Origin of the sequence: Lysinibacillus sp. FSL L8-0312 (genome assembly GCF_038003285.1) — a bacterium.
GTDB classification, from domain to species: domain Bacteria; phylum Bacillota; class Bacilli; order Bacillales_A; family Planococcaceae; genus Lysinibacillus; species Lysinibacillus fusiformis_D.
Genome location: NZ_JBBOOV010000001.1, coordinates 820,511 through 835,630, shown reverse-complemented (window position 1 = coordinate 835,630; position 15,120 = coordinate 820,511). Strand labels below are relative to the sequence as shown.

General features: G+C 38.6%; 16 protein-coding genes and 3 riboswitches. Of the genes, 1 reads left to right on the top strand and 15 read right to left on the bottom strand.

Going from position 1 to position 15,120, the window contains the following annotated elements:
* Positions 1-16 precede the first annotated feature (16 nt).
* A riboswitch (cobalamin riboswitch) is annotated at positions 17-194 on the bottom strand.
* 283 nt (positions 195-477) lie between these two features.
* The 8 genes from MHI22_RS04335 to mmgD form a co-directional block, all read right to left on the bottom strand.
* Positions 478-1,134, bottom strand: coding sequence for a hypothetical protein (locus MHI22_RS04335; protein ID WP_340811126.1), 657 nt, complete (start codon positions 1,132-1,134; stop codon positions 478-480).
* A 39-nt stretch (positions 1,135-1,173) separates the two neighbouring features.
* Positions 1,174-1,374 carry a hypothetical protein gene (locus tag MHI22_RS04330; protein WP_036126310.1) on the bottom strand — a complete coding sequence of 67 codons (201 nt, stop codon included), beginning with the start codon at positions 1,372-1,374 and terminating at the stop codon, positions 1,174-1,176.
* Between the two features lie 200 nt (positions 1,375-1,574).
* Positions 1,575-1,762: riboswitch (cobalamin riboswitch) on the bottom strand.
* Positions 1,763-1,897: 135 nt separating this feature from the next.
* Positions 1,898-2,962, bottom strand: coding sequence for an enoyl-CoA hydratase/isomerase family protein (locus tag MHI22_RS04325; RefSeq protein WP_036126313.1), 1,065 nt, complete (start codon positions 2,960-2,962; stop codon positions 1,898-1,900).
* Between the two features lie 14 nt (positions 2,963-2,976).
* Positions 2,977-3,762, bottom strand: a complete 786-nt coding sequence (locus tag MHI22_RS04320; protein WP_036126315.1) for an enoyl-CoA hydratase-related protein — start codon at positions 3,760-3,762, stop codon at positions 2,977-2,979.
* 16 nt (positions 3,763-3,778) lie between these two features.
* Complete coding sequence (locus MHI22_RS04315; RefSeq protein WP_036126319.1) at positions 3,779-5,446, bottom strand: acyl-CoA dehydrogenase family protein; 1,668 nt, start codon at positions 5,444-5,446, stop codon at positions 3,779-3,781.
* A 44-nt stretch (positions 5,447-5,490) separates the two neighbouring features.
* Complete coding sequence (gene prpB / locus MHI22_RS04310) at positions 5,491-6,405, bottom strand: methylisocitrate lyase (protein ID WP_036126321.1); 915 nt, start codon at positions 6,403-6,405, stop codon at positions 5,491-5,493.
* A 174-nt stretch (positions 6,406-6,579) separates the two neighbouring features.
* Positions 6,580-8,013 (bottom strand): 2-methylcitrate dehydratase, encoded by a 1,434-nt coding sequence (gene prpD / locus MHI22_RS04305; RefSeq protein WP_271913460.1) that lies wholly within the window; start codon positions 8,011-8,013, stop codon positions 6,580-6,582.
* Between the two features lie 98 nt (positions 8,014-8,111).
* Entirely contained in the window at positions 8,112-9,233 is a 1,122-nt protein-coding gene (gene mmgD, locus MHI22_RS04300; RefSeq protein WP_340811124.1) for a citrate synthase, read from the bottom strand.
* A 193-nt stretch (positions 9,234-9,426) separates the two neighbouring features.
* A riboswitch (cobalamin riboswitch) is annotated at positions 9,427-9,621 on the bottom strand.
* Between the two features lie 248 nt (positions 9,622-9,869).
* Here mmgD and MHI22_RS04295 point away from each other — a divergent pair.
* Positions 9,870-10,343 (top strand): NUDIX hydrolase, encoded by a 474-nt coding sequence (locus tag MHI22_RS04295; protein ID WP_340809009.1) that lies wholly within the window; start codon positions 9,870-9,872, stop codon positions 10,341-10,343.
* A 55-nt stretch (positions 10,344-10,398) separates the two neighbouring features.
* Here MHI22_RS04295 and MHI22_RS04290 read toward each other — a convergent pair whose 3' ends face one another.
* The 7 genes from MHI22_RS04290 to nikB form a co-directional block, all read right to left on the bottom strand.
* Positions 10,399-10,680, bottom strand: coding sequence for a hypothetical protein (locus MHI22_RS04290; protein WP_036126328.1), 282 nt, complete (start codon positions 10,678-10,680; stop codon positions 10,399-10,401).
* A gap of 9 nt (positions 10,681-10,689) precedes the next feature.
* The gene (locus MHI22_RS04285; RefSeq protein WP_036126329.1) at positions 10,690-11,076 is read right to left on the bottom strand and encodes an SHOCT-like domain-containing protein; all 387 of its coding nucleotides are present in this window, start codon (positions 11,074-11,076) and stop codon (positions 10,690-10,692) included.
* A gap of 13 nt (positions 11,077-11,089) precedes the next feature.
* Positions 11,090-11,455, bottom strand: a complete 366-nt coding sequence (locus tag MHI22_RS04280; protein WP_141904351.1) for a DUF2089 domain-containing protein — start codon at positions 11,453-11,455, stop codon at positions 11,090-11,092.
* A gap of 272 nt (positions 11,456-11,727) precedes the next feature.
* A complete protein-coding gene (locus MHI22_RS04275) occupies positions 11,728-12,528 on the bottom strand; it encodes an ABC transporter ATP-binding protein (protein WP_036126334.1) in 801 nt (266 codons plus the stop codon).
* A gap of 10 nt (positions 12,529-12,538) precedes the next feature.
* A complete protein-coding gene (locus MHI22_RS04270; RefSeq protein WP_340809008.1) occupies positions 12,539-13,312 on the bottom strand; it encodes an ABC transporter ATP-binding protein in 774 nt (257 codons plus the stop codon).
* A gap of 11 nt (positions 13,313-13,323) precedes the next feature.
* On the bottom strand, positions 13,324-14,136 hold the full coding sequence (locus MHI22_RS04265; protein WP_036126340.1) for an ABC transporter permease subunit: 813 nt from the start codon (positions 14,134-14,136) through the stop codon (positions 13,324-13,326).
* Position 14,137: 1 nt separating this feature from the next.
* On the bottom strand, positions 14,138-15,091 hold the full coding sequence (gene nikB / locus MHI22_RS04260; RefSeq protein ID WP_036126343.1) for a nickel ABC transporter permease: 954 nt from the start codon (positions 15,089-15,091) through the stop codon (positions 14,138-14,140).
* Positions 15,092-15,120 lie beyond the last annotated feature (29 nt).

Below are 15,120 nucleotides of genomic sequence, written 5' to 3'. Positions count from 1 at the left end.
AATCCCCGAAGAAATGATTAATTGTTTTATAGAGGCAGGTCTCCTGGCTTTGCTTCATCCTCTGATTCCCTTCCCATGCGAATGCACAGTGGTTGTAATCATTGTCAGCTTCACAGTTGCGGGGACAGCGTCGGAATTGTACCGAACTTCCCTTTTAAACTACATATAGTAGCACCTATATAAAACGAACACAATATATAGTTGTTGTTCAATAGTTTTAAGTGTACCATCCTTCATATAAAAAGTAAATCTAGATTCTAAACTTCTTTATTTTTTGATTATTCATTATTTTCGATTATAACTTTCGAAGGAATTTCACCATCTATTACTTATATCTTAATTCATTGTGTATCTAAACTATGTACGAGATTTTTTGTTACTACGGATCTATGAGCATTAAATATACTAGCGTATTTCACATAGAAACAGCCTATATTCTAAAGAATAATAGACTGTTTGACATGTCGAACGTATGGATTACTCGATTTCGACAAATAAGGACAATTCCTTATAAAATTCAGGCGTTGCTGCCGAATTCACTTGAAAATGAGGATTATATTTTGATAAAAGTTTATAGAGAGTAGTTGCGGTTAACAGACTCTGTTCTCGATCGAAAGCCCTGAAACTTTCATAGACCTCCTTCACTTTACCATTTATTGAATGACAAAAAAACTGTTGAACATCTGCATCCTCTAAATAATCCTTTTCCCATCTGTAACATATTAAATTTGTTAGGAAAAACATTTCTAATCCAGGCATTTTTCCAACTTCAATGAGCAATGACATTCCATAATGAAATGCATTTTCCAACCATTTTATGCCGTGGCGATCTTTGTAAAAGCGCATCAACTTTTGTAACCCATGTCCTTGCTCCTTCACTAGATAAGCATGGATATTTGTATGACCAGCAGTTCTTTCCCATTCATCGAGAGAGAATTTATACTTCCTTACCAGTTTCATCCAAAGCTTTTGAAGCTTGTCTTCAGAAAGGTATTGTGTTTGTTGATTCCATCTTAGAAAAATGTCTAAACTTTCTAATACCAAGCCTCTTTCCATTTCAAAATGATCCAATTTTCTATATAAAACTTTTTGATTCATATCTATGTTGTCCATTATGTCTTCAGATTTGTTCATTTTGCATTCCATTTAATTATTCACTTCACTTCAGATTTTTTATCTACTATCATGACATGTCTCGACTAATTCATGCTTGATCGTTAAATAGGCATCATTAATAGATGTATAATCATTTGGGTTTTCTTCTATTAACTTCCTAATATAAAGCTGTAATGGCCTAATATGCTCACCAGAAAGGTTGTTCATAATTTGCTGCTTTAACTGATTTATATAAAATGAAATTGAATGTGATGTCATCTTGTTCACCCCTATTTATTCATAAAAAAAACATCTTGCCCTAATGGGAAGATGCTAGCTATGACTGACATACTTCATAGTTCTTCAACCAATATAAAATAAGTCGTCTATATTGAATAAAGACTCTTTTTTTGGTTGTCGCACTATGAGTATGATGAAGGTAATTCGTCACACTCAACACCCCCTATCCGCGTAGGTTTTGGCTGTACTAGATAAAGGCAGGTCTCCTGGCTTATGATCATCACACATTTTTCCCTTCCCATTACATACATAACAGTGGTTTTTAAAATGTGCTCCCAATTACAGTTGCGGGACAGCGACGGCTTTTCACCGTTCTTCCCTTTTAAACAAATTCTATTGAATTTGTACCTTTATCCTTTTATTCCGTTTTTTATAGTATAACATATCATTCTACGTTCTCTGACAAAACCCTATGAAAATCTACAGAACAACACTTAAGAAACCACCTACCTCTTAACAAGTAGATGGTTTCAGCATTTATTGAGCGAAGATGTCATTGTTCTTACTTCTTTACGGTTTCACTACTGTCTTGAAAGAATTTTTCAAGTATATCATCTGTAAAATCAGCGAATGTTTGATAGATATACTGAGGATTTCGATCCTTATCAATGACGACAGACCTAACCCCTTCATAGAAATCCTCATGATTTAAAAAGTTTTTTGCCAAGATTAAATCAGTCGCAAAGCATTCTTCTACCGTTTTATGTTGAGCATCTATCAGCTGCTTTAATGTAATTTTTAAGGATGATGGAGATTTAGATAGAAGCAACTGCTTTGTTTCTTGTGCAAATTTGCTTGGGTCATTGTCTAAGGATTCGACTATCTTCTCCACTGTATGTTTTGAGAAATGTTGATCGATTTCATTTTGAAGGCTGGCAAGCTCACTGTTTGCTGTTGGTGTACTTGAATAGTCCTCTATTAATTGCTTTAGAGCTGTGCTAGTTTCCACTGTATGCCAGTTCGTTTGTTCAATGCGTGTGAGGAATGCGTGTAAATGATCGCTCGTCATATAGCTATCTGCACCATTAGCAAAGAGAACATCTGCAGCTTGGATGATCGAAGCTGTTAAAGCTAAGTAATATCCTACATAGCCAGGCGCTTTATTTAGAAAATAGGCAGCTCCAACATCAGGAAAGAAGCCAATATTCATTTCTGGCATAGCCCATTTTGTTCGCTCTGTCACAATTCGGTGGCTAGCCCCATACGTTAAACCAACCCCACCTCCCATGACAATGCCATCAAGGCAAGCAATGATAGGCTTTGGGTAGTGATAGATTGCCCTATCTATGTGATATTCTTCCTCAAAAAAGATTTCGGCATTTTGGAAAGCTTCCTGACTGGAGCGAGCTTTATAGAGTGTTTTAATATCACCCCCAGCACAAAAGCCCTTTTCGCCAGCACCTCTTAGAATAATCAAGTGAATTTGATCATTCGCCTGCCATTCCTTTAGTTTCTCACCAATGGGCTTTAGCATTTCTATAGAAAGTGAGTTTAAAGCTTGAGGACGATTCAGCGTAATGCTTGCTGCGCCACCCTCACTGACGGAAAATATTACTTCATTTGTCATAGTAGTTTCCTCCCTTACAAATGTTTAAAGTTGGGCTGTCTTTTGTCTATAAACGCTTGAACGCCTTCTCTAGCATCCGCTGTTAAAAATAACTCAGCAAAGCGTGTTCGTTCTAATTCCAACCCTTTTTGGAGATGATCCTTCCCACCTTGAATTATACATTCAATTGTACGGGATACACTTGTCATACTTTTGCCCTCAACAAAAGACTGAGCAAGGGCTTTGGCAGTTGGCAGAAGCTCATCTGGCTCCGTCACCACTTGAATAATACCTAGTTGTAGTGCTTCATCAGCACTTAATTGCTTGCTTGTTAAAATTAATTGTAGAGCCTTTGCTTGCGTTGTTATTCTGCTCAGTCGTTGAGTGCCTCCGAATGTCGGCAGTAAGCCAAGCTTTAATTCTGGTAAACCAACAATGGCATTACTTGAAGCAATCCTGAAATGACAGCCTAACGCTAGCTCTAGTCCTCCTCCAAGGGCTGGCCCATTAATAGCAGCAATAACAGGCTTTTTCATGGCTTCAATTTCATCACATAGCGCTTGGCCTGCCTCAGCCATTTGTAATGCTCTATCCTGTTGCCCAAAGGCAGCAACAAATTCCTTTATATCTGCTCCCGCAGCAAAAAATCGTCCAGAGCCGGTCACAATGATGGCTCTCGTCTCTTCATCCTCAGCTAATTCTTTAAAAATGACACGAAGATGTTCAATAGAAGCTGATGACAACGTATTTGCTGGTGGATGATTTAAATGAATAAGCGTGATGGAATCTTCTTTACTAACATTGGCAAATGTATCAACCATGATTTTTCCCTCCTGTTTATGATAATGAACTGATCGATTTTGGATTGTTGATGATCCCTCTTGCAATCTCTCGCTTTTTCATAAAGAGATTCTGATGGAGTGGGATGTTTAAGCGCTGAATATGATCTAACCTTGTTTTTCGCTTTTGTTCATTTGTTTCAGCAGCACAAATAATGTCGATTGTCCTTTTTTCTATTTTACGATAGCCTTCCTGACAAAGAATATCTGTCATCAAATGCTTCATATTGTCACATGCGTTCTTTTCCGTCCGCAGTAAAGAAGCTTCCATAACATAAATATCTTTTGCTATATCAGCTAGCAGACGCATATATTCCTGCTCTTGCTCCAATTGAATCTGTGCGTCAGCAATGACAGCGATGGCTATTTGCATTAAGTACTTGGCAAGACGGATGTATTGCTGATTCTTTTCTGCTGGTTGATATGCTACTGGAGCATTTTCGGTAGATGTTGCTTGTGAATACTTCTTATATAGTAGCTTCGCCATTGTTAAACGGTTGATTTCATTTGTTCCTTCAAAAATACGGCTAATTCTAGCGTCACGATATAAGCGTTCAACCTCGTAGTCTTGCATATAGCCATAGCCACCATGGATTTGTACAGCTTCATCTACAATTTTCCCAAGCACTTCTGAGCAATTGACTTTATTGAGTGCGCATTCCAGAGCGAAATCAGCTATTTTTTGAACCATTGACTCTTTATCCGTAACTTCCATCGCATCATCTATTTCTCCTGCTGTCCTGTATGCAGCACTTTCCGCCCCATAGATGGAGGTTGCCATATCCGCAAGTTTTTCCTGTATCATGGTAAAATGAACGATTGGCTGGTGAAATTGCTTCCGTTCCCTACCATACGTTACAGCTAACTGAAGTGCCTGTTTGGAAGTGCCGATGTTGGAGAAAGCTAGCTTTAAGCGTGCCATGTTCAATATATTCATCGCTACTTTATGGCCTTTTCCAACCTCGCCAAGAACATTTTCCCTCGGCACGACAACATCCTGTAAAATAAGCGTAGCAGTCGAGGAGCCTTTAATGCCCATTTTCTCCTCTTCTTGTCCAATAGATACACCGCTAAATGTACGTTCTACAATGAATGCAGTCATGCCTTCACTCGTTTTCGCAAAAACAACAAAGAGATTTGCTAGCTGTGCATTGGTAATCCATTGCTTTTCACCATTTATTACCCATGCAGAGCCGTCCTCGTTTAAAATGGCATTTGTTTTGGGATGTAGTGCATCTGAGCCTGCGTCTGGCTCCGTCAGAGCGTAAGCGCCAATCCATTCACCTGAAGCTAGCTTTGGTAGGTATTTCAGCTTTTGGGACGCATCGCCAAAATAGACATAGGGCAATGTGCCGACTCCTGCGTGAATATTGTAAGATACACTGAATGAGCTGCCATAGCCCATCCTTTCTGCAACTAACCCGGAAATTTTTTTATTAAGTTCTAGCCCTCCATAGGCCTCGGGTATTTCGATGGCTAGTAAACCAAGATCACCAGCTTTTTGAAATAACCGACGAGTGATGTCATATTGATGCTGCTCAATAGCTGCCATATTAGTAGCGACATCTTGTTTGATGAACAGCTCTGCGGTTTTTGCTATGAGCCCTTCCTCCTCCTGAAAGTCCTCAGGTGTAAAAATGGTCATTTTGTTTTCTAATGTATCCATGCTAGTCCTCCTTGAAAGAAAGAGGAGAAAAGTAAACTTTTCTCCTACTTTATTTCCTCTTTAGGTAAGATGGTTTTCGCCAGCTCACTATCTAAATCTTCAAATTTGTAATAGGAGATGGTTTCATATAATTCACTTCTTGTTTGCATATCCTCAATAGCTTCTTTTTGAGTCCCTGTCTTTTTTATTAAGCCAAATACTTGCTCATAGGCTTTGGCTGCTACTCTCATCGATGTAACGGGATATATAACCATCGAATAGCCCATCTTTTCAAATTCCTTAGCCGTATAATACGGTGTTTGTCCAAATTCAGTCATATTGGCTAATAACGGAGCATCTAGCTCACTAGCAAAATGTTTAAATTCTTTTTCTGTTTGGAGAGCCTCTGGAAAAATGGCATCTGCCCCAGCTGCTACATAAGCTTTAGCTCTTAAAATAGCCTGCTCTAAACCTTCTACAGACCTTGCATCTGTGCGGGCAACAATTACTAACGTAGGAGCTATTTGTTTAATCATTTTTATTTTTTGTATCATTTCCTCTTGAGCAACGAGTGTTTTCCCATTCAAATGACCACATTTTTTGGGAAGATTTTGATCCTCTAGCTGTACAGCAGCTACTCCAGCTTCTACCATTTCACGAGCTGTGCGGGCAACATTTAAGACACCACCAAAGCCAGTATCGATATCCACTAGCAGCGGTAAATTAGTCGCACGAATAATTTCGCTCGCACGCTGTGCAACTTCATTTGAATAAATCATGCCTAAATCAGGTAAACCTCTACTGGCAGTGTAGGCAGCGCCAGAAAGATATAATGCCTCAAAGCCAACTTTTTTAGCCATTAAGCCAGCCATTGCATCATGAGCTCCTGGGATTTGTAAAATCGTTGAACGAGTAATGAGTGTTCGAAATTGTTCAGCCAATTGTTTTTGTGCTATTGCTTCATTTACAATCCACGCCATCTATAAAAACCTCCTAATAATCAATGATGCCTCGGCATATTTACGTCCGAAAGTGGTTGTGATGCAGGTCAGTTAGCCGTTATCGCAAGGATGGGAGGATTTTAGGCTAACATCCTTTATTAACTCCTTCCCGATTCGTGACATTCGCCAGAGGCTTTAATTTCCTGAAAGAAGTTAAACAAATAAATTAACGAATTCATGAACAGCACTATTTTCAAGAAGTGCTTGATCAGCACAAACTTCATTAATCTTGCTGTATTGTTTTTGAGAATAATGGGTGCTAATGTTTTGCTGGAACTTATCGATGATTTGAGGGAATGCTTCCTCACGACGGAAACGGTGTCCTAAAGGATATTCACATTCAATAAGCTCAGATGATGTGCCATCTTTGTAATAAACTTGAACAGCATTGGCAATCGAACGTTTCTCAGGATCTAGGTAATCAATTGTATATTGGGGTTTTTCCACAACCACCATTTTATTTCTTAAATTATCGATACGTGGATCTGCAGCCACTTCATCTTCATAGTGGTCTGCTGTAATATCGCCATAGATAAGCCCTATTGCTGTAATGTATTGAAGACAGTGATCACGATCAGCTGGGTTATTAAGAGGTCCTTCCTTATCGATAATTCGTATAGCGGATTCATGGGTCGTAATTTGAATGCGTTCAATGTCCTGTAAACGATTTTTCACTTCATTGTGTAAATGAACGGCACATTCGGCAGCTGTTTGTGCATGGAATTCAGCTGGATAAGAAACTTTAAATAGAACATTTTCCATCACATAAGATGCTAGTGGTCTAGCAAGCTTTAATTCTTGCTTATTAAAGAGAACATCTTGGAAGCCCCAGCCAGGTGCAGATAAGGCCGTTGCATAGCCCATTTCGCCTTTCACAGCCATCATGGCTAAGTGTACTGCCCTGCTTGTTGCATCACCAGCAGCCCATGATTTTCTAGAACCCGTATTCGGTGCATGGCGATATGTTCGTAGGCTCGAATTATCAATCCAAGCATTTGATAAGGCGTTGACAATTTCCTGATGAGTGCCACCTAATGCCTTTGTCACAACAGCTGTTGTCGCAATTTTGACAAACAGTACATGGTCTAACCCAACACGATTTAAGCTATTTTCTAATGCGAGAATACCTTGTATTTCATGGGCCTGTATCATCATTTCTAATACGTCTTTCATTTTAAGTGGCTCTTTCCCTTCAGCAACACGCACGCGACTCAAATAATCAGCCACAGCTAATATGCCCCCTAAATTATCAGAAGGGTGTCCCCATTCAGCCGCAAGCCAAGTGTCGTTGTAATCCAGCCAACGAATCATACAACCGATATTAAAGGCACCTTTTACAGGATCAAGAACATAGGAAGTGCCTGGAACTCGTGTACCATTGGGAACGACTGTGCCTGGTACTACTGGGCCAAGAAGTTTCGTGCATTCAGGATATTGTAAGGCCAAAATGCCACACCCTAATGTATCTAATAATACATAGCGTGCCGTTTCGTATGCTTCTTCACTTGTAATAGTTGTATTGACTACGTAATCCGCAATATCTGTAAGTAATTGATCTGTCTTAGATATGTCATTTGTTTTAATCATCTATATCTTCCTTTCAAGGCATGAATTTGATATACTAGTATGCTGATAGGCATTGGTCAGAATGCCCATCAGCTCTATGGCGAGTTGTTAAAACTTGATTATACCGACAATTCTTCAAGGTTATGACGCTCGCCAATATAATGGACACGAGGTCTAAATAATCGGTTATTGTCATGCTGCTCAATGACGTGAGCACATAAGCCAATCGTTCGTGAGCCAAAAAAGATAGGTGTATAGATTTCAATTGGCAAGCCAAGCATGTAGTATACTGGTGCTGCATAATAATCTAAATTTGGGTACAAGCTCTTTTCTTGTGCCATCACCTTCTCACCAGCTTCACACATGTGATATAAGCGATCATCCCCTTGTGCCAAACATAATTTATGCAAAGCCTCTTTCATAATCTGTGCTCTTGGGTCCATCTTTTTCATATAAACACGGTGACCAAAGCCCATAATTTTTTCTTTATTTTGCAGTTTATTTTTCAGCAAGGCTTCAAAGCCTGCTACTGTTTTGGCTTCTAGAAGCATGTACATGACTGCCTCGTTGGCCCCTCCATGTAAATTTCCTTTCAATGATGCGACAGCTCCAGTTAAAGCACCGTACAAATCAGATTGTGTAGAGGCAATAACACGAGCTGTAAACGTCGAATTTGGCATCTCATGCTCACTATATAAAACGAGAGACTGATCAAAAATTTCTTCTTCTAACGCCGTTGGTTTTCTACCAGTAATCATGTAATAAAAATTGGCGCTATAGGAAAGCTGACTATCTGGCTCCACAACATCTTGTCCGTTTAAGACACGATAGCTATTGGCTACGATGTTAGGCATACCGCCTAAAAGTCTATAAGCTCGCGTCAAGTTCATTTCAGTAGAACGATCATTGATGTGCTGATCAAAGCCTGCTAAAACAGAAATTCCAGTTCTCAGTCCATCCATCGCATGTGTTTCATTAGGCAAGAGCTTGAAGATTTGGAAGATCTCTTGTGGAACCTGATAATGTGCTTTTAATTTGTCCTGTAAGTCAGCCTGTTGCTCGGTAGTTGGTATTTCTCCATGCAGCAATAAGTACACAATATCTAAATACGAATATCGCTGTGATAATTCAATCAAGTCATAGCCTCGAATAACTATTTGACTTCCTACAGTGTCTAAAAAAGATAATTTTGTTTCAGCAGCAATGACCCCATCAAGACCTGGTGAATAAGTTAACTCCATTCAATGACAGCCCCTTTGTTTAATTATTCTTGTAAGCGTTACCATTCCAACACGAAAGAACAACAAAAAAACAACTTCTACCCCTTTTTAGAAGTTGTTAATCTACAAAAGCATGACAGACCAAATAACAGTGAATTTACAGGAATTCACAAAAATCATGCAGTAGCTAACACCTCCCTATCCTCGTAGGTCAATTGATGCTTATTTTGTGGCAGGTCTCCTGACTTATAATCAACACTTCAATAACACCTTCCCATTTTGACAAACAAAACAGTGGCCTTGTTATCGAGCTCCTAAATACAGTTGCGGGACAGTGTTGGACTCTCACCAACTTCCCTTTTAATCAAATGGAATGAACCCCATTTGAACCACCAAAATTTAGCATATTCAATTTGTCTATTTACCTTAACATAGAGTTTTCAAAACAATCAATATAGGTAAAATTCAGAAAAGACTGATTATAAAAAGCTATTTTTCATTTTTGATTGACTATTCTGCATTTTTGAGCATTATTTTGTACAAAAAAAGATTGTTCATCTATACCCATAACTCCATTTTCAAGGGTTATAAGTAAAATAGAGGTCTTTATAATAAGAAAGGCGAATAGTTTTTTTATAATATAGAGGAGGAGCACATATGGGCTATATTTCAGAATTAAGGAAACACATCGGTAGTAGACCGATTATCAGTATCGGGGCGACAATTCTTGTAGTCAACGATGACAAGAAAATTCTCTTTCAACATCGTTCAGATACGTTGGATTGGGGATTACCTGGTGGCTCAATGGAACTGAATGAAACTGCTACCCGTGAACTTCATGAAGAAACAGGACTGGTAGCGAATGAATTGGACTTGATTGGTGTTTTTTCAGGGCCAAATTATTATTTTCAATATCCAAATGGGGATGAAATCTATACAGTTATTCATCTTTATAGTGCGAAAAATGTCAGTGGTGTATTAGAGATGAGGGATGGTGAGAGTTTGAATCTTACCTATTTCAGTAAAAATGAGCTACCAGATCATCTTGAGAAAAGAACAAAAACACTCTTAGACAATCTAGAGGACAAATTGTGGAATTTAGATAGTTCTTTTGCAAAGAATTCTCTTTAAATAACAAAGAGCATGCTTTTTATGAAAACATGCTCCCATCTTAACTATTAGGTTATTACAGTCTAACCTTAACCTCTGTACCGTCTTGTGCCTTGACATCTACTAGCACGAGCCCTTTATAATTTTGTAGTTCCTTGATAATAGGCTTGAGCATTTCTTTGTCAATGAATGGAAAGGAAAAGTCGATTTTTTTTCTGTCGAAGTATGCCTTTGTCCATTTGTTGACACTTTGCTGAATCCATTTTGAAGTCAAAATGGAAAGAACAATGGTTAGCACAGCATATGGAACAGGAACGGTAAAACGAACGTCTTTTGCTTTCACTTTTACATGCATCATAAGTCGCCTCTACTCAATGAAAACTGAAACGGTATCTCCGTTTGCCGATTTTATGTCCACAATTTGTCCATCTAATTCATTTTCGATGGCTTCAAGAAGAAGATTGATATCGATATCTTTCACGTATTTTTCCGATTGCGGAATACTCGCAGCGATACTGTGTCCAGCCATTAACACAGCCTTGACAAGTTTTATAGGCAAATTCACAGTGACATTATCATTTTCAGTGGACACCACACGAACCTTTAACGTTTTATCTAAATACTTCGTTTTTTCCAGAAATTTATTACCTGACTCCTCTTTCTCTTGTAACACTTGAATCAGCTCTGACCCTTTATCAGCATCAATTTTTCCCTCTTGAATCATGGTTAACACTTTAGTAATTTCCTCTTTCATGTAGCATTCCTCCCTATTCGTCTTTTAAGAGTTTTATGGCCTCATCAGTTGTGATTTCGCCATTTTCCAACATGCTTACAATTTTTTTCTCGTCTACTTCATTTTTCTTCTTTTGGACATAGCCAAGGGATGAGATAATGTCATTTAGCTTGCCTCGCACAGTTGGGTACGAAATGCCCAGTTCCTTTTCTACTTCCTTAATATTCCCTCGACATGTTAAAAATACTTCCACAAAATGAAGCTGATCCTGTGATAAGGATGCTAGCTTCGACAATTCAAACTCATTTTCAATCGTCGTTTGACAATGAGAACACTGTAACTTCGTAATTTTCAATGTTTTACTGCAGACAGGACAATTTGTGATTACTTGATAAGCCATAGTGAACTCCTTCCTTTAAGTTAAATTGATTATATACCAAATAATTTAAAAAAGTAAATAATAAAATTAATTTATTAAATGAAAATATCAATAAAGTTAATTACCTGATTAATATTATTAATAAAAAGAAAAACACCATTCTAATGCAAAATGGCGTTTCTTTAATAGATGACTCTTACTAATGTTTGGAGCAAATGAGGTAATCCAACTGGCCTCTATCATTACCAGCCCATACCTCCATGCCCATTGTATACGTGTTTTCTATATTATGATCATTTCGTTTTATGTTTTCTTTCTCGCGGGTGTGAAGGCAAAATAGCATGATATAATTGTTGTGAAGCAGGATGCTCATATGCTCCATCCTTGCCAATCTCCTCCACTAGCCGACCATGCTGCATGACAAGGATACGGTCTGACATAAAACGTGTTGCCTGTAAATCATGCGAAATGAAAATGTAAGCAAGCTGTCGCTCTTTTTGAAGTGTTTGTAGTAATTGTATAATCTTTTTTTGTAAAATCATATCAAGACTGCTAATCGCTTCATCTAAGACAATTAATTTTGGCTTTAGCGCAAGAGCTCTAGCGATGTTGACTCGTTGCTGTTGCCCCCCACTAAGCTGCGAAGGATAGTTTTGAGCCATTGCCCTCTCTAACTCTACACAGTCTAGTAATTCCCTTACTTTATGTTGTCGCTCTGTTTTGCTAAAATGCTCGAAATTCAGAAACGGTTCTTCGAGTATTTCAAAAATCGTCTGCTTCGGATTAAATGAATGATAGCTATTTTGAAAAACTGCCTGTAAATCTCTACGTATTCTTTTTTTATGCTTGCTTGGTGCTTCGTATAAATTGACACCTTGAAAGAGCAACTCCCCGTTTGTTGGTCGTTCGATTCCTAAAATAATACGACCTAATGTGCTTTTTCCTGAACCACTTTGACCGACTATTCCTAGACATTCCCCCTCCTGAAGTGAGAATGACACCTTCTGTAATACGGGAACTTCCTGCTTACGCTGGAATAGAAATGGTCTTTGAGCGTAATGCATATCAATATTTTTCACGTCTAGCAGCGTCATTTTTTCACCTCTAAAATAGCATTCTTGCTTGTAATAGTTTCTTTGTATAGGCATGCTGAGGTGCATCAAAGAAATCATAGACATTCGTTTGCTCAATGATTTTTCCTTGATACATAACAGCCACATCGTCAGCTAGTTCAGCAATAACACCTAAATCATGTGTAACAAGAAGTATGGCAGCTTCTGTTTCTACGCGAATACGATCAAATAGTGTTAATACTTGTTTTTGATTGATCGTATCAAGAGCTGTCGTTGGTTCATCAGCAATATAGAGGGAGGCTTGTAGCGCCAATGATAAGGCAATCATCACTCGCTGTAGCATGCCACCACTCAACTGAAAAGGATAATAATGTAAAATCTGCTCTGGATTTGGTAAATGCACTTTATGTAAGGCATCAAGAGCTATTTGTCTCATTTCTTTTTTGGTCAGCTTAAAGTGTGCCTTTAATGTTTCTCTGAAATGGCCTTCAATCGTTTGGATACGATCGAAGGCAGCGGATGGATTTTGCAAAATCATCGAAAGATGCCGCCCACGATATGCTCTTAATTGAGTAGCTGAAACATTCATTAAATTTTCCTGCTGATAAAGAACCTCCCCTTGTGTCACCTGTGCGATAGATGGTAATGTTTGCATGATGGCATGGCAAAGCATGGTCTTGCCACTACCACTTTCTCCTATGATTCCTAAGACACGCCCTTTATAGGCTGTCAGATTGATAGTGGATAATACATTTTTCTCCCCAATTTTGACGTTTAAATCTTTCACTTCTAAAACCTTCTCCATAACTTCCCCCTTCACGAATCAAACTTCTTTAAACGATTGGCTAAATGATTAAAGAATAACACCACTAGGACAATGGCAAGCCCAGGATAAAGCATTAAATCGGGATGCTGACGGATATATTGTTTCCCTTCATTTACCATCATGCCCCATTCTGGAATCGGCGACTGCACGCCCAGACCTATAAAGGAAAAGCCAGCGATTTCTAAAATGACTTTCCCGATATCTAACGCCACAATCGTGACAATAGCTGGCAGTATGTTAGGGATATAATGACGAATGATTAATTTAATGCCTGTAGTGCCAGTAATCCTAGCAGCTTGAATAAAATCTTTTTCATTCATCCCAATACATAAACTTCGAACCATTCTGGAGTAATAAATAAGCTGTGTAAAAATAAGGGCTATTAAAACATTTTTTAAGCTAGGGCCTAATACACCTAAAAGTCCAAATGCAAGTACCAGTGTCGGAAAAGCTAATAAAACATCACATATTCGAATAAATACCACATCGATTATACCTCTTTTCAACGCTACAAAGGCACCAAGTAGGACAGCTAAAACAATAGCAACGACTTGAATGAAGAGTGCGGATCCTAATGAATAGCGAATACCTAAAAGCATGCGAGAAAAGACGCATCTTCCTAAGTGATCTGTACCGAATGGGTAATCCCAGGAAGGGGCTAAAAATTTCTTAGTTATATCGACAGCTAACGGATCATGTGGCATTAAAATGGGTGCAAACAATCCCAGTAAGACAATGATTACAAGGAGGGATAAGCTAAATAACCCTAGAATAGGATCTCTTCTTTTTCGTAATCGCTTCATGTCAATCTCTCCTGTCCTTCATCATCAGATGAGGGTCCAATAGACGATGCAATACATCTGTGCATAGATTGGTCAACACATAGATCACAGCAATAATCAATACATAGCATTGTACAACGGGGTAATCTCTGTTCGTAATGGATTCGATTAAATACCTACCGAGTCCTGGCCAACTAAAAACTTGCTCCACAATTACAGCTCCACCTAGTAAACTACCGAGCGTCATACCTAATAAGGAAGTCAAAGGTATGGCAGCATTTCGTAACACATGACGTTTGAGGATTACAGAATTTTTTAATCCTCTTAGCTGCGCATATTGAACATATTGCTGCTGTAATTCTTCCTGGATAGTGGAACGAATAAACTGGATGAACAGACCAATGGTTGGCAATGCCAGTGCGAAGGCTGGTAAAACTAAATGAGCGAGTGTGCCCTTTCCGTTTGTCGGAAAGAGCCCTAATTTTAAGCTAAATAGATAGAGCAGTAGGAAACCTAACCAAAATGTTGGAATGGATACGCTCAATATGCTAAAGAATCTAATGATTTTATCGATGATGGCATACTTAGACAATGCACTCATAATCCCTAATGGTATACTGAATACTAAAATGAGGACAAATGCGGCAAGAGCTAATTCAATGGTTGCAGGTAATTTCGCGAATAGCTCATGTGCTACTGGTAATTTACTCACAAAGGATGTACCAAAATCTAGCTGTAAAACGCCTTTTCCCCATAGTAAATATTGAAGAACGAAAGGTTTGTCCGTCCCTAGTTCTTCGCGTAATGCCTGAACAGCTTCCTCGGTTGGAGCAACTCTTGCCAATCGTAGGATGACCTCAGCAGGCTCTATCGGTACAAAACGAATAAATACAAAGGTTAGGATGGAAACTCCTAGTAAGACAAACGGCAAAGTCAAAATTCTTTTTAAACAAAACATCCATGTCGATTCATACATGCTGTCACTTCCTACTCACTCCTATGATA